This window comes from Brevibacterium sp. OS20 (genome assembly GCF_056837565.1).
Map to the genome: position 1 here is coordinate 3804061 of NZ_CM166367.1, position 21394 is coordinate 3825454.

18 protein-coding genes are annotated in these 21394 nt (G+C 65.5%); 3 read left to right on the top strand and 15 right to left on the bottom strand.

The genetic code is table 11. The features are described 5' to 3' along the window. Nucleotides 1-3: 3 nt before the first annotated feature. The gene (locus ACVZTU_RS16975; RefSeq protein ID WP_482400935.1) at nucleotides 4-525 is read left to right on the top strand and encodes a methylated-DNA--[protein]-cysteine S-methyltransferase; all 522 of its coding nucleotides are present in this window, start codon (nucleotides 4-6) and stop codon (nucleotides 523-525) included. A 316-nt stretch (nucleotides 526-841) separates the two neighbouring features. Beyond that, nucleotides 842-1744 (top strand): glycine betaine ABC transporter substrate-binding protein, encoded by a 903-nt coding sequence (locus ACVZTU_RS16980; protein WP_482400936.1) that lies wholly within the window; start codon nucleotides 842-844, stop codon nucleotides 1742-1744. 68 nt (nucleotides 1745-1812) lie between these two features. Here the strand turns inward: ACVZTU_RS16980 and ACVZTU_RS16985 are convergent, their stop codons facing one another. From ACVZTU_RS16985 to ACVZTU_RS17000, 4 genes are all read right to left on the bottom strand, one after another. Continuing rightward, the gene (locus ACVZTU_RS16985; protein WP_482400937.1) at nucleotides 1813-3123 is read right to left on the bottom strand and encodes a Dyp-type peroxidase; all 1311 of its coding nucleotides are present in this window, start codon (nucleotides 3121-3123) and stop codon (nucleotides 1813-1815) included. After that, entirely contained in the window at nucleotides 3113-3781 is a 669-nt protein-coding gene (locus ACVZTU_RS16990; RefSeq protein ID WP_139468991.1) for a copper chaperone PCu(A)C, read from the bottom strand. The genes ACVZTU_RS16985 and ACVZTU_RS16990 overlap by 11 nt, the downstream gene beginning before the upstream one ends. Before the next feature lie 441 nt (nucleotides 3782-4222). Continuing rightward, complete coding sequence (locus ACVZTU_RS16995) at nucleotides 4223-4918, bottom strand: hypothetical protein (RefSeq protein ID WP_139468990.1); 696 nt, start codon at nucleotides 4916-4918, stop codon at nucleotides 4223-4225. A 67-nt stretch (nucleotides 4919-4985) separates the two neighbouring features. After that, nucleotides 4986-5468: a ferredoxin reductase domain-containing protein gene (locus tag ACVZTU_RS17000; RefSeq protein ID WP_139468989.1), complete on the bottom strand. Its 483-nt coding sequence runs from the start codon at nucleotides 5466-5468 to the stop codon at nucleotides 4986-4988. Between the two features lie 229 nt (nucleotides 5469-5697). On the opposite strand from ACVZTU_RS17000, the gene ACVZTU_RS17005 reads away from it, so the two are divergent. Beyond that, a complete protein-coding gene (locus ACVZTU_RS17005) occupies nucleotides 5698-7368 on the top strand; it encodes an HNH endonuclease signature motif containing protein (RefSeq protein WP_482400938.1) in 1671 nt (556 codons plus the stop codon). A 112-nt stretch (nucleotides 7369-7480) separates the two neighbouring features. Here the strand turns inward: ACVZTU_RS17005 and ACVZTU_RS17010 are convergent, their stop codons facing one another. The 11 genes from ACVZTU_RS17010 to ACVZTU_RS17060 all read right to left on the bottom strand — a co-directional run bounded on the left by ACVZTU_RS17010 (nucleotide 7481) and on the right by ACVZTU_RS17060 (nucleotide 21282). Then, a complete protein-coding gene (locus ACVZTU_RS17010) occupies nucleotides 7481-8713 on the bottom strand; it encodes an N-acetylglucosamine-6-phosphate deacetylase (protein ID WP_139468987.1) in 1233 nt (410 codons plus the stop codon). Nucleotides 8714-9021: 308 nt separating this feature from the next. Then, a complete protein-coding gene (locus ACVZTU_RS17015) occupies nucleotides 9022-11037 on the bottom strand; it encodes a S9 family peptidase (protein ID WP_482400939.1) in 2016 nt (671 codons plus the stop codon). 193 nt (nucleotides 11038-11230) lie between these two features. Next, on the bottom strand, nucleotides 11231-12040 hold the full coding sequence (locus ACVZTU_RS17020) for a hypothetical protein (RefSeq protein ID WP_482400940.1): 810 nt from the start codon (nucleotides 12038-12040) through the stop codon (nucleotides 11231-11233). Next, a complete protein-coding gene (locus ACVZTU_RS17025) occupies nucleotides 12037-13665 on the bottom strand; it encodes a sensor histidine kinase (RefSeq protein ID WP_482400941.1) in 1629 nt (542 codons plus the stop codon). The genes ACVZTU_RS17020 and ACVZTU_RS17025 overlap by 4 nt, the downstream gene beginning before the upstream one ends. Further along, entirely contained in the window at nucleotides 13662-14414 is a 753-nt protein-coding gene (locus tag ACVZTU_RS17030; RefSeq protein WP_139468984.1) for a response regulator transcription factor, read from the bottom strand. The genes ACVZTU_RS17025 and ACVZTU_RS17030 overlap by 4 nt, the downstream gene beginning before the upstream one ends. Next, the gene (mnhG, locus tag ACVZTU_RS17035; protein WP_101546653.1) at nucleotides 14404-14799 is read right to left on the bottom strand and encodes a monovalent cation/H(+) antiporter subunit G; all 396 of its coding nucleotides are present in this window, start codon (nucleotides 14797-14799) and stop codon (nucleotides 14404-14406) included. The genes ACVZTU_RS17030 and mnhG overlap by 11 nt, the downstream gene beginning before the upstream one ends. Beyond that, the gene (locus ACVZTU_RS17040; protein ID WP_139468983.1) at nucleotides 14789-15334 is read right to left on the bottom strand and encodes an MrpF/PhaF family protein; all 546 of its coding nucleotides are present in this window, start codon (nucleotides 15332-15334) and stop codon (nucleotides 14789-14791) included. Before ACVZTU_RS17040 ends, mnhG begins: the two co-directional genes overlap by 11 nt. Next, nucleotides 15331-16026, bottom strand: coding sequence for a Na+/H+ antiporter subunit E (locus ACVZTU_RS17045; protein WP_248284005.1), 696 nt, complete (start codon nucleotides 16024-16026; stop codon nucleotides 15331-15333). The genes ACVZTU_RS17040 and ACVZTU_RS17045 overlap by 4 nt, the downstream gene beginning before the upstream one ends. Next, complete coding sequence (locus ACVZTU_RS17050) at nucleotides 16026-17606, bottom strand: Na+/H+ antiporter subunit D (RefSeq protein WP_139468982.1); 1581 nt, start codon at nucleotides 17604-17606, stop codon at nucleotides 16026-16028. The genes ACVZTU_RS17045 and ACVZTU_RS17050 overlap by 1 nt, the downstream gene beginning before the upstream one ends. After that, a complete protein-coding gene (locus ACVZTU_RS17055; RefSeq protein WP_482400942.1) occupies nucleotides 17603-18238 on the bottom strand; it encodes a Na(+)/H(+) antiporter subunit C in 636 nt (211 codons plus the stop codon). Before ACVZTU_RS17055 ends, ACVZTU_RS17050 begins: the two co-directional genes overlap by 4 nt. Next, the gene (locus ACVZTU_RS17060) at nucleotides 18235-21282 is read right to left on the bottom strand and encodes a Na+/H+ antiporter subunit A (protein WP_482401764.1); all 3048 of its coding nucleotides are present in this window, start codon (nucleotides 21280-21282) and stop codon (nucleotides 18235-18237) included. Before ACVZTU_RS17060 ends, ACVZTU_RS17055 begins: the two co-directional genes overlap by 4 nt. Nucleotides 21283-21394: the final 112 nt, after the last annotated feature.

Consider the following 21394-nt stretch of genomic DNA (forward strand, 5'->3'; position numbering starts at 1 on the left):
CCCATGACGACTGCTTCGGCATCCGTCGACACCTTCGTCGGCCCTCTCACTGTGACCAGCGACGGCCGGTCCATCGTCCGACTCGAATGGCGCACATCTGACGAGGCAATTGACGCCGACGATTCAAACCCCACCGAGGCGGCCGCCTCGGATCCGACCCTCGTCGAGGCGGTCGCCCAGTTGCGAGCGTACTTCGACGGCCGCCTCGGCGATTTCGACCTGCCCGTGGACTTCGGTCAGATCTCGGACGTCGCGAGCACCGTTTTGACGACCTTGGCCGAAGAGGTCCCGGCAGGGACCACGGTCACCTACGGACAGCTCGCCGAAGCCAGCGGAACCGGGATTCCGGCGCGTGCCGTCGGCGGAATCATGGGACTCAATCCGATCCCGATCATCGTCCCCTGCCATCGTGTTGTCGCCGGTGACGGACTCGGCGGGTATTCGGGCGGGCTGCCCGGGCACGAGCTCGAGACCAAGCGGCGTCTCCTCGAGTTCGAAGACGCCCTGCCGCAGCCGCTGTTCTGACGCTGACGCTGACGCAGCGTTCTTGGCCCGCGTCTGGCTCGCTTCGGTCCCGCACCGGGCTCGTTTTGGTCCCGTTCCGTGCCGGTAGTCTGCCGCATTCAGCTGTCCGCCGGGCGGAGCTCTCCGGACACCGGTCGGGGGCCACGGCAGATCTGGAGGACGCCACTGGAAGTTACGCGAATAATGTGATTACATTGCCGTACCAACTTTTGTGATCACAAATGATCCTGCATTCACATGTTCCTGCTCGGACGATCGGAATTGCCAGAGTCGGCGGTTTCACCGCGCTCGAGCAGCCACCGCGAAGAGGAAACTGATGAAGTCACGCACAATCACCACCGTCGTCGCCGCCTGCGCGGCCCTGGGTCTCGCCCTGACCGGGTGCTCCCAGGAAGCCAGCAAGGACTCCGGCTCCGACGGCGACAAGGGCACAATCAAGATCGGCTACATCTCTTCGTGGTCCGACAGCCGCAGCACCGCGTTCCTGCTCGAGGACCAGCTCGAGAAGCTGGGATACGAGCCCGAGCTGGAGACGATCTCCGAGGCCGCGATCCTCTATGCGGGAGTGGCGAACGGCGACATCGACATCTACCCCTCCGCCTGGCCGGAGAAGACCCACAAGCAGTACATGGATGAGTACGGCGACAAGATCGAGGACATCAGCACCTATTACGACAAGGCGCAGAACACGATCGTCGTGCCCGACTATGTCGACATCGATTCGATGGATGAGCTCAAAGACAATGCCGACGAGTTCGACGGCAAGATCGTCGGCATCGAGCCCGGAGCCGGTCTCACCAAGGTGACGAAGGATTCGATGATGCCTGCCTACGACCTCGAGAAGGACTTCGAACTCGTCACCTCCTCGACCCCGGCCATGCTCACCGAGCTGGGCAATGCCATCGATGCGCAGGACGACATCGTCGTCACCCTGTGGCGTCCGTTCTGGGCGAACAATGCCTACGACGTCAAGGAGCTCAAGGATCCGAAGAACGCCATGGGCGATCCGGAGAAGATGCACTTCCTCGGTACCGAGGGCTTCAGCGACGAGTTCCCTGAGGCGTCGGAGCTCATCAAGGGGATCAAGCTCGACGACAAGACGTACGGTGAGCTCGAGGACCTCATCGTCAACGAATACAAAGAGGGCCAGGAAGGCGACGCCGTCGACCAGTGGGTCAAGGACAATCCGAAGGCCTTCGACTCCGAGATCACCGACTGAGCCGCTGCGCGAACATACGGTGCGGCCGCCGCCCCCGCTTCTGCGGGTCCGGCGGCCGCGCCGCTTTCTCAGCCGTCGAACAATTCCTGCCCGACGTACCCGTCCTCGGTCGCTCCGGGCGGGATCGCCCACACGGTCGACCCGATCGGGGTCGTCCATTCGTTGAGCAGGTCCACCTCGGCGAGTCGGCGCTGGATCGGCAGGAACTGCCGTTCGATATCGGCCTGGAACGACGCGAACAGCAGCCCCGAATCCCCACCCGCACCGGTCTCGTAGTTGAACGTGCGCCGGTGGATCTGCACCTCCGGACCCAGTCCGTCGCGGGCCCGGGCGATATGCGCGACCTGTGAGATCTTCGTCAGTCCGCGCTGATCGACGGCGGTTAAGTCCGGGACGTCGAACTCGTCCTCACCCGACAGCGGTGCCCCGGTGCCCATGGTCCGCCCGACCGCGAACTCCCGTGCCGGTCGGTCGGCCTGATCCCAGGTGTCGAGGTTCATCGCGATATCGCGCAGAACCAGCGTCGTTCCCCCGCGCATCCACACCGGCAGATGCGCACCGAGGTCGGCCGGCGGCTCCCCGCGGGCGGAGAACACCGGATTCGCGGTCTCGGTGCCCTGCCCCCAGATGGTCCGCGCGAAGTCCTCGGATCCGGGTCCAGGATTCGCAGTGCCGTCGAGCTGGCCGAAGAGGTTCCGCTGGGTCTTCCCCTCCCCTGCGCTGCCGTAGGCACGTCGAAATCCGTCCCGCTGCCAGGCCACCTCGGCGAACGATCGCGAATCCTTGAACAGCATGCGCCTGGCATGTGCCAAGGTCAGCGGGTCGTCGCCGCAGATCTGCAGGAGCAGGTCGCCCTGGCAGCGGTCCTGATCGAGGCGATCGATCGAGAACGCTTCCAAGGGCTTCAGCCAATCCGGCACGTGCTCCGTTCCGGCCAGCGCCACCAGCTCGGCTCCGAACCCGAAGGTCACCGTCAGCCGGGCAGGGTCGACGGCGAGCTCGGATTCGGAGTCGGCCAACGGCGCCTGCCCCTGCGTCAGCGCGGCCGCATCCGCGGTGAGCAGGCGCAGCCAGCGCACCGCCTCGGCGGCCTTGATCCCGGGCCCCAACGTGAACGCGATGAAGTGCGCATAGGCCTGCGGCGGGGTCTCGACCCCGGATTGATGAGTGCCGTAGAACGGCTCGGTCTGCGGCCCGTTCGCGCCATCCAGATCTCGCCGAGGCGGCCCACCGTCACCGGCGCTCGTGCCCTGTGATCCGGGACCGCGGCCGAGCGCAAATCCGGCCGTGGCACCGACGACACCTGCACCGCCGGCCGCGGCCGCCGAGGTCAGGAGACCTCGGCGGCTGAAGCCGGTGCGACCGGGCTCAGTGGTCACCGTGGTCTCCGTGATCGGAGTCCTCGTGCTCTTCGCTGTCGGCGCCGATGTGTTTGCCCTCGTCGCCGTGCTCACCATGGTCGCCGTGGTCGTCGCTGGAACCTTCAGCCTCACCGGGCGCGTAGTCTTCCTGGGCTCCGGAGTACTCCTTGGCCACGGCCGTGACCTCGACGGTCTCGTCATCGGCGGTGACGAGATCGAGCTTGATCTGCTCGCCCGGCTTGATCGCCTTCTTCAGTCCCATGATCATGATGTGATCGCCTCCGGGCTCGAAGCGGAGGCTCTCCCCGGCCGGGATGGTGAAGCCGCCCTTCTTCTCCTGCATGGACATTCCGCCTGAGCCGTCGCCTACGGTTTCGTGGAGTTCGACCATCTCCGCGTCCGCGTATTTCGCCTCGACGAGGTTGATGTCGGCGTCGGTGTTGTTCTTCAGCTCCCCGAAGACCGCGGTCATTCCGTCGTCGGCGGCCTTGACCCAAGCGCCGTCGAAGCTGAGCGCTTCGGCGTCGACTGCGCTTTCCGAGGATTCCGCCGAGGTGGAGCTGCCGCCGTCGGTCTGTGTCGAACCGGCAGCCTTGCTGTCGTCTTGGCCGCAGCCTGCCAGGCCGATGGCAACGGCGATGGGCAGGGCAAGGGCCAGGGTGATGTTCTTTCGCATGATGTCTGCACTTTCGTCATTCAGGTGCTGTCGAGCACATGTCGGCGCGCGCCGCGGTCACCTGTTGGCACAGGCAGTCCCGCGTGTCCCCCGCCGTCAGACGACGAGGATCTTCGGTCGCAGAGTCTCTGCTGCCCGAAGCTGCGGGCGCTGAGCCGCATCGCGTTCGTCCGCCTGTGTGCAGGGAACGCGGCTGACCGGCAGCGCTTTCGTGAGCCTTTGCGCAGGTCACAGTTGCCTGCGCGCAGCTCGTGCGAGTGCAAGTGCGCAGGGCATGTGCTGGCCAGGGTGCGGGTACGTGTACTCTGCGCGCAGCGGTGTGCGCGGACGTGTTCGACTGTCACCGAGGGGCGGCCCGCCGCTGTCTGGGCGGTCGCCCGAAGATGGATGGTCACCCGGGAAACCAGGTGTGGGTCGGCGCTGCAAACGCCGATTGGGATGTCAGCCGAACGCGGGAGGGCCGCGGCGGTAGTTCGGGCCGACCACCGCCGATGTGACCGGCTGCGGCACCCGGAACGAAGCGCAGAGCTTGCGGAACGGTTCGTCGGCCAGGACTCCGGCCGCCTCGGCGAGGGCTCGCAGTGCGCCGATCACCGGGCCCAGTGCCAGCTGCAGAATGCTGAGGACGATGTCCTCACCGCGTTTGAGGATCACGGCGGTGACGAGGACGGCGACGACGTGGGCGATGATCATTCCCGCCGAGGTTGCCCCGTGGCTCGCATGTCCGAGCGCGGTTGCGGCAGGACCGAGGTCAAGGGAGCCGGAGGCTGGGACGATGTGTCCGGCGTGGGCATGGAGGGCCGCCTCGGCGGAAGTGGATCCGGCACCTGCAGCTCCGGCCTGCCCGCTTCCGGATTGAGCGGTTCCCGCGTGGGTCCCCGCATGGGCGAAGGTGTGTGCGGACCAACTCATCGTCAGGTGCATGAGCACCTGTCCGAGGCCGAGCAAGCCGGCCAGAGTGAGGTAGCCCAGACGCCTGCCTGCGACGATCATCGCCGCCCAGAGGACGAGGACGAAGACGACCACAGTGCCCGGAATCGAGACGCCGCCACCGGCACCGAGGTGCATGAGCAGAGCAAGGAGAGTCGTGAAGAGGGCAGCGAAGAGCGCACGTACGGATTTCGTCCATCCGGTCATGGGCCCTCCTCTCAGCTCGCTCCCACATTCTACTCAATGTAGAACAATTTCGGGAAGGCGACTGAGCCTACATCCGCAGCCAGGTATCGGCGGTCTTCTTGACCATGGCACCGGCATCAGCGGCAGCATCCCCCCAGGCGACGAGGTTGCCATCGGGGTCAGTGGTGGAGTCGGAAAGGACGACAACGTCGAAGTTGCACACAAGACCCGCCATCGCCGAGGCGTAGACGGCTCCGGGGGTGCCCGCGGAGGACGCGTCGGCGCCGGCAATGATGATCCGGTCGACGGAGAGGTCATGCAGACCTGCGGCCAGATCGTCGACGCCCTCGAACACATCCGGACTCTCGGATCGGAGCACAAGATCCTCCTCATCGGGGACGAAGATGCTCAGCTCCTCATCGGGAGTGTCGGCGAGGTCGGCCTTCGTCGACGCGAAGATGAGCACACCGCCCACAGCGCGGGTGCGGGTGACGATATCGCCGAGGGTCTCCATGGCGTCATCGCTGGGGTAGCTGGCGTCGTCGGTGTCAATGAGGAGCAGGGCATCCATACTCCAATCGTGCCACGACCGACTGACACATTCGAAGCCGGTTCACCTCGGCCACAGCCGACACCACCCCTGACCTGCATGGACACAAAGAATCTTGTGAGCATCCTCGAACTGTGACGAACACTGAATTTGTGTTCGAAACTTTTTTCGATCATCTATGGCTTTCCATGCATTATGAGCGTACACTGGATTCCAACAACAACGATGTTGGTGAACGGAATTCATCCCCATGACCCTCACTCCCGAACGCAGCTCCGATCATTCCGATCGGAACGCCGACAACTCCTCGCAGACCAGCGGACACCCGCTGCTGGCCGACGAGGAGTGGGCAGATCTCAGCCGCTTTGCGCCCGAGGTCACCTCTTCGATCACTCAGCTGATGAGCCTCAAAGATGAGCTGCGCTCGTTCGATCGCCCCATGGGACCGGATCAGGCCATCATGCTCGCCGATGGGGTCGAGGCGATCACACGCATCAACGATGCATTGTCGACGCTCGCGCTCTCCGTCTGCGAACGTGTCGGAACACCCAGCGACTTCGGCGCCAAGTCGACGAAGTCGCTCATCGAGAACCGATTCAACCTCACCGGCGCGGAAGCGAATCGCCGCACCGATATGGCCAAGAACCTCGGCGGACGCGTCGACATGGCCGGACAGGCTCTGCCGCCTCTCTACCCTGTCGTCGCAGATGCGCTCCATGCCGGCACGGTCTCCGCCGCCCAGGCGTCTGTCATTGAAGACTGCATGCGCAAACTGCCCACGTGGGTCAGTCAGACGGTCCGCACCGACGTCGAGACGCGCTTGGTCGACAACGCGCCCAAGGTCCGTCTCAAGGACCTGCGCGAGATCTTCGGCAAGCTCATGGGCTATATCGACCCGGACGGCGCAGAGCCGAATGACTCGGCCGACCGCTCTGCGTACAACATGTCCATGCGCGCCAAGGCCAACGGCGACTGGGAGCTGCGTGGACTGCTCGACCCCGTCACCGGCGGCACTCTCAACGGACTGCTGACCTCACGGATCCAGTCTGCGGGAGAAGCCGACAAGACCGGTGCCGACTCGGCGACTGGCGCCTCCGGGATCGCGGCCGCGGGCAATCCCGCCACCGTAACCGCTGCTTCTGAGGAGACGAGCTCGCCGCTGCCAGACAAAGAGCTGCTTGAGATCGTCGACGCGGTGCTCTCCGGTGACCGATATGACGCGAAGCGAGTTCCGGAACCCGATCTCAACGCAGCTCGCACGAGCGGAAATTCGGCTGCCGTCCCCGGCGTCGGCGTTCGTGAGGACGGCGGATTCGTCGACGTCAGCGCCGAACAGCCCTCGGCGCGCGAATGGATCTACGAACGATTCGCCGGCCTCGTCACGACGATCGACAAGCAGCGGACGGCTGCAGGAGCGCCTTATGCTCTCGTCATCAACGCCACCGCCGAAGATCTGGCCAAAGGAACAGGACACGGAACCACGGGCGCCGACAATCCCATTCCCATCAAGGAACTGATGAGAAACGGCCTCAACGGCTCGCTGTTCTTCCACCTCATGAGCGACAGGGCCAAGACGATGCAGGTGGCCACAGAACAGCGCTTCGCCAATCGCAAACAGTTGGCAGTGATCACCGCCCGTGACCGAGGTTGCACCTTCCCCGGCTGTGACGCCCCTCCCGGTTGGTGCGATGCCAACCATGTGTTTCCATGGTCGCTCGGCGGAAAGACGGAGATCAATAATCTCGCGCTGCTCTGCAGCTATCACCACCACCTGCTCGACCGCACCGCCTGGGACACGGTGATGCTCTTCGACGGGCGACCGGCCTACATTCCGCCTGCCGCAAAGGACCCGGCTCGTAAGCCGATCCTCCACGCCCGCTTCATCGCGGACGACATCGTCGACTCCCTGTTCGACAAATAGCCGCCCCAACTTTCAGGGGACAGCTGTGCCCACTTTCCAAGTTCAGCCGTGTTCAACTCGGTTCAGCCCGGTTCAACTCGGTTCGGCCCGATTCAGCCCGGTTCAGGCGGGTTCAGTCCCCCAATGAAGAGGCTCGGATGCTCATGTCCTCATCGAGGAGCAGGAGATCAGCCGGCATTCCGGGAGCCAACAGGCTGCCGGCACCAGCGGCACCGCCCGCCGCCTGCAGAGAATCACCCGGCTCCGGCACTCCGCCCACCGCACGCAATGGAACGAATCCTGCGGACTGCACAGCGTCGAACGGGCTGAGTCCCACCTCGGCGACGGCCCGCTTCACAGCCTCGTCCATCGTCAACGTGGACCCCGCGATGGCGCCCTGAGTGCCATCCGCGGTAACCAGACGAGCCACCGAATCCTTGACCTCGACCGGGAGCGAACCAAGGTGATAGCTCCCATCGTGCAGGCCGGTCGCGGCCATGGCGTCAGTGATGAGAGCGATGCGCCCGGGCACGAGTTCGTGGAGCATACGCGCGACCGGGGCGACGACATGGACGCCGTCATTGATGAGTTCGACGGTGACATGCTCGGCCTCGGCCGCGGCGAGGACCGGCCCCGGAGCACGGTGATGGATTCCGGGCATCGCATTGAACGCGTGGGTGAGGATGCTCGCCCCCGCCTCGAAGGCCTGCGCGGCCAGCGCATAATCGGCAGCCGTGTGACCGACGGCCACACGCACCCCTGCCGCAGAGAACCGACCGATCGCATCGAGAGCACCGGGAAGTTCGGGCGCGATGGTGATCTGGCTCAGAGTTCCATCGGCCGCCTCGAGGATTGCTTCGACCGCCTCCGGAGTCGGCGATGTGAGCACTTCGGGCGCATGCGCACCTTTGAAATCCGGGGACAGGAACGGGCCTTCGGCGTGCAGGCCCATGACCATGGCCCGCTCACGGACGAGTCCGGCGCCCGCGCGCAAGGACTCACACAGCCCCTCGATCGTGTCGGAGACGTAGGACAGAGCGAGCCTGCCGGTGCCGTGGGCCCAATGCACGTCGAGGATCGCATCGATCCCCTCGCTCCTGTCCTCGGCGCTCGCACCGCCCGCACCGTGACAGTGGATATCGACGAACGCGGGAGCCACGTATCCGCCGGCGGCGTCGATGACCTCACCTCTCGCCGAGGCGGCCCTGTCCTTCCAGCCGTCCCCGCGGCCCCGTGCCGTGACCGTTCCCTCGGCGACCGCGATCCACGTGTCCGCGGTCCCCTCGGTGAACGTCACCCGATCGCCGTCGAGGATGCACGCATTGTGGATGACCGCCTCGGCGGGGATCTGTTCGGTCTGTGTCATCAGGGTCCTTCCATCGCTCTGCGAACGCCTCATTCAGGGTACGGAATCAGTTGGTGAATTTGCCCCGCAGCAGGGTCTTGGCGAGTTGGGTCTCGTCGGGCAAGGTGCCGACGGGTGTTGTGCCGACAGATCGGCTGTCGGCTCGCCCCAGGTGCGAACGAACCGCTTGCCGCCTCGCCCCAGGGGCGCCGTCAAACCGGTAGCCTCCCCAGCGCGGGGCGCAGACGAGGCAGCTACCGCCCCACCGCGCGGCGCGGACGAACCGGTTGCCGCGCCCACCTCAGGAAACCGACGAACCGACTGCCGGCTCACCCCAGTGTGCGAACTCGGTTCGCGTCGATGCCGAGCACATGCGTATCGAGGAACGCGAGCACGGTGCGGTACCAGACCTCGGCGTTCCCGCGGCCGAGGATCCAATGCCCCTCGTCGGGGAAGTAGAGGAACCGATGCTGAGTGTCGCCATCGGCGTCGAGGGGAGTCTTCGCCCGAGTGAGAAGATCCAGCCACAGCTCCTGACCCTGACCGATCGGTACCCGGTAGTCCTTGTCGCCATGGATGACGAGCATCGGCACCTCGATGTCATCGGCGAACAGGTGCGGCGAATACTGAGTCGACTGTTCCCGCATCGCCTGATCCCACGACGAATTGTCCGTCGTCCGCCCCATCGACGTGGTGTTCCACAGAGAGGCGTGGGTGACGATGCACTTGAACGCGCTGCCGGTATGCCCGGCCACCCAATTGGCCATGTATCCGCCGTAGGACCCGCCGGCCAGGGCGACACGTTCGAAATCGATGTCCGCCCTCTCCCCTGCGGCCTCGGTCAGCGCCATGATGTCGGTGAAAGGAGTGCCGCCGAGCTGCTGCTGACCGCGATCGATCATCGCCTGCCCGTAGCCGGTGGAGATCGCCGGGTCCGGCAGCAGCACCGCATAGCCGGCAGCCGCGAAGGGACCCGGATTCCACCGGTAAGTCCACGCATTCCACGACCCCCACGGTCCGCCGTGGGCGAAGACGACGAGCGGATGCGGCCCCTCCCCTTCCGGAAGCACCAGCCACGCACGGATCGGCGTGCCGTCCTCGGCACGGACCTCGACCTCGGTGAGGGTGCCTTCCTCGTCGAGCACCGTCGCGGGGTTCGCGAGCTCGCTGATGACCCCGGTGCGGAGGTCGACGGAGATCGGCAGCGGCGCGACATCGATCGCCGAGGCGGTCGCCACGACCGTGTCCTCGCGCAGGGCCAGCCCCGAGAACGAATACTTCTGATCGGCGCCCCCGACGAGCCGCCGAGGCTGAGCATCATTGATGTCACCGATGAAGATGCTGCCGCGACCGTGATCATCCGCGGTGGCCACGATGGTCGAATCGTCTGCCCAGATCGGGGAGAACCAGAAATCACCATCCGGCCACACAGGATTCAGTTCCGCGGTCTCGAGATCGAGGACCATGAGTTCGGCCGCGAGGTTGGTCTGCGGAGTCCAGTTCTGTACGCGAGTGACCAGTGCTTTCGTCCCGTCCGGGCTGATCGCCTCGATGTCGAAGCTGTGATCGGCAGCCGGTTTCGTCAGACGATGCAGTTCGGGTTCCCCGTCGAGGTCCACGCGCCAGACCTCACTGGCCTCGAGCTGTCCGGGGATCGGCTTCTCGAGCTGGACGAGGGCGAAGCGCGCCCCATCGTCGACGGCCCAATCGACAAGTCGCCCAGACGGCAGGGACAGGTACCGGAAGTCCAAGCCCGCCGGGGCACTCAGCTCGTCACTGACTTCGGGGAAGTCGGCGGCCGCCTCGTCGAGGGTGGCCACAGCCAGGGTCTGCCGTCCCGGCCCCAGATCATGATCCCAGCGACGGACGGGGAAACCGGTGTGGAGGATCCCGCTGACCTTCGCGTCGCTGCGTTCGGAGCTGAATTCCTGATGGTCGTTCTCGTCGGCGGCCCATGTATGGACGGGGAACTCGACGATGATGGTCTCGCCCTTGACCTCGATGCGGGAGAAACCGCCCTCATGATCGGCAAGCTTGCGGGCCTCACCGTTGTCCGGCAGGGCCCACAGGCTCGGGGACTCGGCATCCTTGCCGTCCTCGCCCTTGCGTTTGGAGGCGAAGACGATCGTGCCGTTCTCGCTCAGTGCGGCCGGTCCCACGGACTGATCGCCGCGAGTGATGCGTCGGGGCGTCTCCCCGCTGATATCGGCGAGGTGGCTGAGGGAGGAATTCCCTTCGGAATTGAGGAACGAGTACTGGGCGATGACGCGGCCGCTCTGATTCGTCAAGAGGCCTTGCAGGCGGCGGGCGTCGAGGAGTCGGGTCACTGCGTCGTGGGTCGTCATCTTCCCATCCTAGATCCCCGCGCAGATTCCGGGGCGAAATCCAGAGAAACCCCAGATCGCCGAGGCGACCGGCCACTGTGATGACTGACCGGAGTCACCGAGGCGGTCGACCGGATCGCGGGCGCATTAACTTCGCGGGCGCACTATCTTCGCGGGCACCTGATCGCCACGTCGTTCGGTGCTCACTGGCACGTCAGTGGAAGCTCGGTGACGGGACTTTCTCACCATCGATCGTCACCGTCGGAAGCATCTTCTTGAAGTCCTCCGCCACTTCGGTGTTCGTCTTCGGTGTGCGCATCTCGATGGACAGATTCACCAGGCGCCCGTTGATCTTATACCCCGTCTGCACCCCGAAGGCATAAGTCGGTTCGTTGTTGATAGCGAGGATCTCGGTCGGACCGAGTTCACCCTGATAGCTCCAGAACTCGCCCGCGGCCAGAGACCCTGTCTGCTCGGCCAACACCTGTGAGTCCTGTTCGGAGAAGTTGTACCGTCTCTTCTGATCAACGACTTCCTGAGCACTGTCACCGTATTCGTCGGTGCAGTTGACGAGGATGGTATCGCCGCGAGTGGTGTCTTCGCCATGGTTGAATACATGGAACTGCTCGGTGCTCCCGGTGCTGTCTCTCCAGTCATCACCGATTGCGAAGGTGAGTTCGACCGGGCAGCTGCTGCCGAACGTCACTGAAGTCTTCGTCATCCCCTCGGGGATGCCGGCTTCGGTGGGCTTGCCCGTAGGCTCGGGACCGGCGGTCTCCTCCACGCCGATCCGCACCGGCCCTGCGGACTTGTCTTCCGTGCGGATCTGGAGGACCGAGCATCCGCTGAGGAGGACGGTCAGTGCGAGTGTGCCGGCGGCCGCGGCTCGTCGCGCCGAGGCGGGTCTGCCCGCGTCGGGACTCCCCGCGGCACGACTCCCCGAAACGGGTCTCTTCGCTGCGAAGATCCCCACGGATGAGGTATCCGATGCCGTGCGCCCAGTCACTGGTGTCGCTGGTGTCACTGCTGGTCACCTCGGCGGCGACGGTCTGGGTACCCCGCTTCCGGGCCGTTCAGATTCGGCTGAGCCGGCCCGTACCCGTGCTGAGGCATTTGCGGACCTGATCCGGACTGGCTTCCGACAGGTGGTTGTCCGGTGGACTGGGGGCCGCCGGCGGGCTGACTGCCCGCAGGCGGCTGACCGTTGTACGGAGCACCGGGCCGGCTGCCGACGGGCTGCTGGCCGAAGTTCTGGGGTCCCGAATTGGGCTGACTTCCCGCGTAGGACTGGCCGAAGTTCTGCGGACCGGAATTGGGCTGACTGCCAACAGGTGTCTGCCCGAAGCTCTGCTGACCCGAGTGCGGCTGACTTCCGACCGAAGGCTGTCCGGGCTGTTGCGGGCCGGATCTCTGAGGACCCGAGTTCGGCTGGCTGCCGGCAGGCGGCTGCCCATAGCCCGGGTTCTGTCCTCCGGCGTTCGGGGCCTGCCGCGGCGGTTTGAACTGCGAATGCTGACCGGAATCCGGCGGGAACCCACCGGAGACGGATTCGCCCGTCCGACGATTGACCAGGTTCCCGTCGACCCTCTCGAGACGACGCTTCGACGTCCGCCGCGGAGTGCCGAGGATCCGTCCCTGCAGTTCGGCCTCATTGGGCTGACGCGGAGGCAGGAATCCGGGCGCCTGCCGCGAATCCGCCTGCTGCACCGGCTGCACCGCATGCGAACCGGCAGCGACCCGATCCATATGATCCGACATCTGCGGAACGGTCACGGGCGCGGCATCGGCAAGGACGGGGAGGACCATGCGCACCGAGGTGCCCACACCCTCCTGGCTGAAGAGCTGCACGGATCCGCCGTGCCGAGTGACGATGGCACGCACGAGCGAGAGACCCATGCCCGAACCGGCGACCGCGCGTACACGTGAACCGCGAGAGAGCTCGTCCCAGACGTTCTCCTGTTCGGCCAGCGGGATGCCGCTGCCCGTATCCGCAACCTCGACGACGACCCAGCGGTGCCCGTCGATGATCTGCTCATTGGCACGCAGCTCGACGACTTCGGCCTGCGACGAGTATTTGAGAGCATTGCCCAGCAGGTTGAGGATCGCGGTGAGCAGCAGATCCTCTTCACCGGCGACATCGGGCAGCCGCCACGGAGCACGGGCGACAGTCGCCACGATCATCCGGTCCTCGGCTCCCGGCGCCGTCGATGCATCTTCGACGGCCTGATGGATGAGCGCATCGAGATCGACGCGGGCGTATTCGATGATGCGGGTCTCGACGTCGGCGAGCTTGCGCAGATCGGCCAGCAGTCGGGCGACCCGGCGCGAGGACACGTCGACCTGCTTGGCGGCCGGCTCAACCTCGCTCAGCGTGCCGCCGTCGCGGACGACCTCCCGGATGCTCGCCGCCGAGGTGCGCAGCGCCGTCAGCGGATTCTTGAGCTCATGATCGAGTCGGATGAGCATCCGATTGCGCTTCGTCATCGAATCCTCGGCCGCGGCCGTCTCGATGGATTCCCGCAGCGCGGCCTCACGCCTCTGCAGATACCGCCAGCCGAACCAGGCACCGACGGCGAGACCGCCGAGCACGATGACGAGCAGCAGCAGGAACAGCCAGACCTGGATCTCGAAGACAAGGAAGTTCGTCATAGACGGCTCTGTCCGTCCTCGCCGCGGACCTCACCGACGAAACGATAGCCGCGCCCCTGCACGGTGGCGATCCACCGCGGTTCTGCGGCGTCCTCGCCGAGCACACGACGCAGCTCGGCGACCCGGGAGTCCACGGCACGGGTGCCAACGGCCTCTTCGAATCCCCACAGCACTTCGAGCAGGCGGGAGCGTTCGATGAGCTCGTCCTTGTGCACCATGAGGTACTCGAGCAGGGTGAAGCCCTTCGGGGTGATGACGAGTTCACGCTGCCCCAACCACGCCCGGCGTCCGACACGGTCGACGCGCAGGCCGAAGCTGGACACGAGCACCGGTGCCGTGGCCAAGGGCGGACCGTCATTGCGGGTCCTGCGCAGCACGGCACGGATGCGCGCGACGAGCTCGTGCGGATCGAAGGGTTTGTTGAGGTAGTCGTCCGCGCCCTCTTCGAGCGCCATCGCCCGCTCGACGCCCTCGCCGACCTGGGTCAGCAGCAGCACCGGAACCCAGTTCTCCTCTTGGCGCAGGCGGCGCAGCACCTGCCGACCGTCGGCTCCGGGCATGAGCACGTCGAGGACGCACACATCGGGTTTGTGACGATGGATCTCGTCGAGAGCGAGCAGTCCGTCGCTGGCAGGCAACACCCGGAAACCGGAGCGCTCGAGGAACGGTACGACTGCCCCGAGGACGTCGGGCTCATCATCGGCGACTAAGACGAGTGGTTGGGGCTCGGTGTGATTGTCAGCCGTCATGGTGGTCTGTTCCGGTTCCTCTCTGGCGTTCCCAGGCGATCTCTCGGGCCTCGGCACGGTCGACCGCCTCGGCGAGTTCATCTCGGTACAGCATAGATCGACGCAGGTGCTTGGTGCGATAGCCGGCGCGGCCGACCATATGGGTGGCGACGGGAATCGTCACGAGCTGGAAGGAGATGATGATCGCCAGAGTCGTCACCGTCGCCCAAGTCGGGAACTGGATCGCGATCGCCACGGCAACGAGCACCAGGCCCAGCACCTGGGGTTTCGCGCTCGCGTGCATTCGCGAGAGAAGGTCGCCGAAGCGGACGAGACCGACCGCGGCGGCCAGGGACAGGACCGCGCCGAGGAAGATGAGCACGGCCGAGATGATGTCAAGAACCACGATTGCTCTCCTGCCCGTCGCCATCCGACACGTGCTCGGCGTCATCGGGTCCCGGGTCGGGTCCGGTGCCCTCGCCCTCTCCGCCGCTGTCGGCGTGGGCGTCGTAGGTGGCATCCGCGATCTCGGTGACGTCATCGCCGGGTCGAGCCTGGGGCACAGAGGTCGATCCGGGCCCGGCGCCCTGCTCGTCCGCATCACGGGGCATGTGCCAGTCAGAGGCACTGAACTCGGACAGGGCCCCCGCCTCGGCGCCGGGAGTCATCGAATCGGACTTCGACACATACCGCGACACGCTCACCGAACCGACGAAGCCGAGCATCGCGAGCACGATGAGCACGGGCAGCAGGTCCGTCCGGTCGGACAGAGCCATATACCCGCCGAGGCCGCACATGATCGCCGCCAGCACGACGTCGGTGCCGATCATGCGGTCGAGGATCGACGGACCGCGGACGATCCGGAAGAGCGCAATGACCACCGAGGCGGCCAACAGCACCGAACCGGCGACGACGAGGGAGTGGAGGACGATCTCACTCATGAGCGGCCCCCTTCGGCTTCGGCCAGCGGATCCGGTCTGGCCCGCAGGGCGGCGAGATCACGGTGCGAACCGAGAGTGCGGATGAGCAGCTCTTCGATGTAGTAGACCTGCGCTTTCGCCTTGCGCACCTTCTCCTCGGAATCGCAGTCGAGGAAGTGCAGGTAGAGCATGCCCATGGCGCGATCGCTGTCGATGATGATCGACCCGGGGATGAGGCTGGCGGTATCGGCGATGAGGGTGAGCACGAGGTCCGAGCTCGTGCGCAGATCGCAGGCGACGACGGACCCCGCGCCGACCGCTTTGCGACGGAACGCATACCAGGCGACTTCGATGGAGGCGTGGAGAACCGAATAGAGGAACCACAGACCGAACACCAACGCATGCCAGACGTTGAACCGTCCGGAGAGCACAACGGGCGGGAGGTAGAAGACGCGCGTGATGACGAAGGCCAGCACGATTCCGGTGACCACGGTGACCACTGTGATCGAATCCCACAGCATCAGCCACAGCAGAACCAGCGAGACCAGCAGCACGAGCTGCTGGATGAATCCGCGGCCCCGGCTCATCCGCGCCCGGTTCGCCGGCACCCGGTCCTGACCCATCGCCCGGTCCTGTGCCGCTGCCCGGTCCCGGCCGCGGACTCGGTCCTGGCCTTCAGCTCGGGTCTGTCCCTGGTCTCGGTCGGGGCTCATCACTCATCACCTCCGAGCACATTCGTGACGTAGTCGATCGGCGTCGAGAGGTTCTCGGCTGCCCGGTTCGACATGTCCCACAGAGGTTCGGCTGCGACGGTGAGAACGATGGAGGCGATCACCACCACCGAGGTGGCCGCCACCATGGCGGGGGGAACGCCGATCTGAGATTTCCACTTCTTCCCCGCCAGCAGCGTCTTCTTCCGCTCCGTGAACTCCTCGACGAGGTCCTCGTTCGGCTCCTCCGCATCGGCCGGATCACGCCAGAATGCGAGGTTGAAGGTACGTCCGATGACGTAGAGGGTGAGCAGACTCGTCACGGTGCCGGCGACGATGAGGACGGTCGGCAGCCACGCGTGGTCGTCGAAGCCGGCGAGGAAGAGTGCGACCTTGCCGATGAACCCGGAGAACGGCGGAATGCCGGAGAGGTTGAGAGCCGGGATGAAGAAGATGATCGTGATCACCGGCGAGAGCACCATGAGACCGCCGAGCGACCTCGTCGAGGTGGACCCGCCGCGCATTTCGACGAGGCCGATGGCCAGGAACAGCGCGGTCTGGACGATGATGTGGTGAACCGTGTAGTAGATCGCCGCAGACAGGCCGACACTCGTGCCCAGGGCCACGCCGAAGAGCATATAGCCGATATGGGAGACCAGTGTGAAGGACACGATCCTCTTGATCTCCGACTGCGCGATGGCGCCGAAGATGCCCACGAGCATCGTCAGCCCGGCCGCGATGAGCAGCGGCACCCGCAGGGAGGACTCGGCGAACAGCAGGGTCTCCGTGCGGATGATCGCATAGATGCCGACCTTGGTCAGCAGTCCCGCGAAGACCGCTGTCACCGGGGCCGGTGCCGTCGGATAGGAGTCGGGCAGCCAGAACGACAGCGGGAAGATCGCGGCCTTGATGCCGAAGCCCAGCAGCAGGAGGACGTGGAGGATCATCTGCACATCGGCCGGCAGATCCGAGATCCTCTCGGACAGCTGCGCCATGTTCACGGTGCCGCACGCGGCGTAGATGACACCGATGGCGGCGAGGAAGATCACCGAGGACACAAGCGAGATGATCACATAGGTGACTCCCGCCCGGATCCGCTCCGCCGTGGCACCGAGGGTGAGCAGCACATAGGAAGCGACGAGGAACATCTCGAAGCCGACGTAGAGATTGAACAGGTCTCCGGCGAGGAACGAGTTCGCAATGCCCGCGCACAGCACCAGATAGCTGGGGTTGAACACCGAGATCGGAGTCTCGTTCGAATCGTCGTTGGCGTCCTGGCTCAGGGCGTAGACGAGCACGCACAGTGTGACCAGTGCAGACACGATGAGCATGAGAGCCGACAGCCGGTCGGCGACGAGCACGATGCCCGCAGGAGGCTGCCACCCGCCGATTGCCACGACCTGCGGCCCATGCGCATCGACTCCGAAGAGGATCATCGTGGCGATGACCATCACCGCGACCAGGATCGCGATCGACACGATGTTCTGCGCCCGCGTGTGCTTCGACAGGATGAGCGCGATTCCAGCGCCGATGAGCGGCAGCAGAACGGGCAGGGGAACGAGCACGGGCAGAAGATCGATCATGCGTCGTCTCCCTGCTGTTTCGCCTCTTTGGCCTCTTCGGTGACCTCGGCCTCCTCGGCGCTGTGCGCTTCCGTCTGCGAGTCCACGGCCTCCTCGGCGATGGCATCGGCCTCCGCCGGGGTCGACGCGTCCTCGATGTCGTCGGCGAGGTCCTCCCGCTCTGCGGGCGTGCCGTCGTCGTCGAGGTCGATGGCACCGGTGATCGGGGACTCCGCTTCGTCACCGAACTCGGTGTCGTCGTAGTCGGTGCTCGCCTCCGCCTCGGAGTCGATGAGCTTCGTGATCGCCACCTGGAGGTCGGTGTCGTCATCCTGCAGCGAATCGGCGCGCATGAGCCTCCAAGAGCGGTAGATCATCGCCAGCAGGAACGCCGTCACGGAGAAGGTGATGACGATGGCTGTGAGGACGAGGGCGTGCGGCAGCGGATCGGACATGCCTTCGGTCGACAGGTTCTCTCCGTCCGTCAGGGGCGGGGAACCGCGGCCGGCGGTGAGGATGATGAGCAGGTTGGCTCCGTTGCCGAGCAGGATGAAGCCGAGCAGGACTCGGGTCAGGGAGCGTTCGAGCATGAGGTAGATGCCGGCGGCGAAGAGGACGCCCATAGCCAGGACCATGATGAAGGGGACGCTCATAGGCGGCCCCCTTCCGCACCGTTGTCGACGTCGAGTTCGTTGACGCGGTCGATGATCTCGGACACGGCCCGATGTTCGGCCGTGGCGCCCATGTCCTCGGAGAAGTTCACATTGTCGTGGATGCGGTTGGTCAGCATCGCCTCGTCGCGCTCCTGGTGCAGATCGACCTCGGCTCCCAGCGAGCGGAGGATGTCGAGCATGAGGCCGACGACGATGAGGTAGACGCCGATGTCGAAGAACGTCGACGTACCGAAGGACAGGTGGCCCAGCACCGGCAGATCACCCTCGATGTAGACGGACTCGAAGACCGTCCCACCCCAGATCCACCCGCCGATGACGGTGAGGATCGCGGTGACCAGACCGGTGCCCAGCATTCCCGAGGGGGTGAAGGGGGCCGCTTCGGCGAGTTCGTACTTGCCTCCGGCAAGGTAGCGCACGACGAGCGCGAGCCCGGCGACGAGGCCGCCGGCGAATCCGCCGCCCGGATCGTTGTGGCCGGCGAAGAGCAGGTAGACGGAGAAGACGATGACGGCGTGGAAGATCAGGCGGGCAGTGACCTCGAGGATGATTGACCGATTGCGCGGAGCCAGGGTCCGTCCGGCGATGAGCCAGGACGCACGCTTCTGCGACAGCCCTTCCCCGCGGCCGGCGTGGTGGAGGTCGACGACGTCCTCGGCCACGGGTTGGAAGCGGATGCGACCGGCCGCCTCGGTGCCGTCTTTCTTTCGTTCGAACCGATGCAGGTGTCCTTCGCGACCACGGACGAAGATGAGGCCTGCGATACCGGTTCCGGCGGCCACGAGCACCGAGATCTCGCCCATCGTGTCCCACGCGCGGATATCGACGAGGGTGACATTGACGATGTTCTTGCCGTGACCGAGCTCGTAGGCGAGCTGACCGAAGTCGATGGAGATCGGATCGGCCATGCGCACACCGGAAGCGATGAGGACTACTAGCATCATGGTGATGCCCACGGCACCGCCGATGATCGCCCGCCAGGCGGGGGTGAGTCGACCGGTCGACTCGCCGATGCGCGCCGGCAGCCGGCGGAGGACGAGGACGAACACGACGATCGTGATGGTCTCGACGAGCACCTGGGTCAGGGCCAAGTCGGGAGCGCCGACGAAAGCGAAGTAGGCGACCATGGCGTAGCCGGAGATGCCGGTGACGACGACGGCGGTGAACCGCTTCTTGGCTCGGGTGGCACCGATCGCGACGATGACGAGCACGGCCGCGACGATGAGGTCCAGCGGGGTGTCCCAGAGCCGGAACGTGATGTTCCACGTGTCGTTGGAGATGATCGCCAGTCCCAGTCCGGCGACGAGGACGAGGTAGACCACGCCTTGGTAGAACGGCAGCGAACCGCGCTGGGTACGGGCGGTGACCCACAGCGCCAGGGCCTCCATCCAGCCGATGAGCATTCGGTAGAGCTCGTGGAAGTCCAGTCCCGACGGCAGCGTCGCCTGCACCTTCGCGAAGGGACGGCGGTAGATGAACAGAGCGAGGCCAGCGGCGACGGTGACGGCGGTGAAGGCGAGCGCCGGTTCGAATCCGTGCCACAGCGCGAGGTGGTAGTGCCCATCGCCTTCGGCCACTGCCGGCAGCCCGGAGGTCCACGCGGAGAAGTAGCCGTCGAGCAGGCCGACTCCCGGGCCGAGCGCCAGAGTCAGGGCGGTGAGGATGAGCGGGGAGACGACGAGGGTGAGCTTCTCGTCGCGGCGGGCGATGTCGTCGACTCCGGGCTTCGAGGAGAACGCGCCCCAGACGAAACGGGCCGAGTAGGCGACGGTGAGGATCGAGCCGATCATGATGCCGATGAAGGCGATGACCGAGGCCTTGTCCGGCGAGGACAGAAGGGTCGAGTACGCGGCTTCCTTCGCCGCGAAGCCGAGCAGAGGGGGCAGTCCGGCCATCGAGGCGGCGGCGATCGTCGCGCACACGGCGACGACGGGGAAGGCCTTCCAGCCGCCGGAGAGCTTCGTCAGGTCACGGGTGCCGGCACGGTGGTCGATGATTCCGACGCACAGGAACAGACACGACTTGAACAGAGCGTGGGCGATGAGCAGACCCAAGGCTGCCTTCGTGATGTCCGGAGTGCCGAACGAGGCCATGGTGGTGAGGAATCCGAGCTGCGAGACCGTACCGAAGGCCAGCAGCAGTTTGAGGTCGGTCTGCTTCAGCGCCTGCCAACCGCCGATGAACATCGTCAGCAGACCCAGGGTGAGCAGCACCTCGGACCAGCCGGGGATGTTGTTGTAGCCAGGCGCCAGGCGCAGGACGAGGTAGATTCCCGCCTTGACCATGGCCGCGGCGTGCAGATAGGCGCTCACCGGAGTGGGTGCGGCCATGGCGCCGGGCAGCCAGAAGTGGAACGGCATGAGCGCGGACTTCGAGATCGCGCCGACGAGGATGAGAATGACGGCGGAGATGATGATTCCGCCGGTGTCCATGCCCGACTGGGCTCGATCGACCAGGGTCGAGATCTGCCCGGTGCCGGTGGCGGTGATGAGCAGGATCATGCCCACGAGCATGGCCAGCCCGCCTGCGGTGGTGACGATGAGGGCCTGCAGCGCCGCCTGCCTGGAACGGCGGCGGGACTGGCTGTGCCCGATGAGCAGGTAGGAGAAGACGGTGGTGCCTTCCCAGAACAGGTAGAGCATGAGCAGTTCGTCGGCGATGACGAGCCCGTACATCATTCCGGCAAAGGCCATGAAGATTCCCGCGAACCGGGCCAGTCCCGGCTCGTCGGGCGGGAAGTAGCGTGCACAGTAGACGAAGACGAGGGCTCCGACCCCGGTCACCAGCAGCGTCATGATCCAGGAGAGCACGTCGAGGCGGAAGATTCCGGCGAGACCGAGCTCGGGCAGCCAGTCGAGATTCTCCACGACCGGCTGGGCGGCGGGGCCGAAGATCTCTGGGATCGTCGACAGGCTCCACAGCAGTCCCGCGAGGGGGACGAGAGCGAGGAAGAAGAAAGCGTTGCGACCGAGCAGGCGAACCAGAGGGTAGGCGATGACAGATGCCCCGAAGAAGGCCCCTGTCATGACTATCACCGGCGGCCACCTCCGTCATATGCCTGTTTGTGAGAAAGGTTCGTCATGTCATTTTCGCACGAACAGGTGTCGTTTCCCCAATTGCTGGGTGTGAGCTGAGACA

Bases quoted from the DNA above. Each gene is read 5' to 3' on its own strand.
- ACVZTU_RS16975 (WP_482400935.1), top strand. From the start codon at position 4: ATGACGACTGCTTCGGCATCCGTCGACACCTTCGTCGGCCCTCTCACT.
- ACVZTU_RS16980 (WP_482400936.1), top strand. From the start codon at position 842: ATGAAGTCACGCACAATCACCACCGTCGTCGCCGCCTGCGCGGCCCTG.
- ACVZTU_RS16990 (WP_139468991.1), bottom strand. From the start codon at position 3,781: ATGCGAAAGAACATCACCCTGGCCCTTGCCCTGCCCATCGCCGTTGCC.
- ACVZTU_RS16995 (WP_139468990.1), bottom strand. From the start codon at position 4,918: ATGACCGGATGGACGAAATCCGTACGTGCGCTCTTCGCTGCCCTCTTC.
- ACVZTU_RS17000 (WP_139468989.1), bottom strand. From the start codon at position 5,468: ATGGATGCCCTGCTCCTCATTGACACCGACGACGCCAGCTACCCCAGC.
- ACVZTU_RS17005 (WP_482400938.1), top strand. From the start codon at position 5,698: ATGACCCTCACTCCCGAACGCAGCTCCGATCATTCCGATCGGAACGCC.
- ACVZTU_RS17010 (WP_139468987.1), bottom strand. From the start codon at position 8,713: ATGACACAGACCGAACAGATCCCCGCCGAGGCGGTCATCCACAATGCG.
- ACVZTU_RS17015 (WP_482400939.1), bottom strand. From the start codon at position 11,037: ATGACGACCCACGACGCAGTGACCCGACTCCTCGACGCCCGCCGCCTG.
- ACVZTU_RS17025 (WP_482400941.1), bottom strand. From the start codon at position 13,665: ATGACGAACTTCCTTGTCTTCGAGATCCAGGTCTGGCTGTTCCTGCTG.
- ACVZTU_RS17030 (WP_139468984.1), bottom strand. From the start codon at position 14,414: ATGACGGCTGACAATCACACCGAGCCCCAACCACTCGTCTTAGTCGCC.
- ACVZTU_RS17040 (WP_139468983.1), bottom strand. From the start codon at position 15,334: ATGAGTGAGATCGTCCTCCACTCCCTCGTCGTCGCCGGTTCGGTGCTG.
- ACVZTU_RS17045 (WP_248284005.1), bottom strand. From the start codon at position 16,026: ATGAGCCCCGACCGAGACCAGGGACAGACCCGAGCTGAAGGCCAGGAC.
- ACVZTU_RS17050 (WP_139468982.1), bottom strand. From the start codon at position 17,606: ATGATCGATCTTCTGCCCGTGCTCGTTCCCCTGCCCGTTCTGCTGCCG.
- ACVZTU_RS17055 (WP_482400942.1), bottom strand. From the start codon at position 18,238: ATGAGCGTCCCCTTCATCATGGTCCTGGCTATGGGCGTCCTCTTCGCC.
- ACVZTU_RS17060 (WP_482401764.1), bottom strand. From the start codon at position 21,282: ATGACAGGGGCCTTCTTCGGGGCATCTGTCATCGCCTACCCTCTGGTT.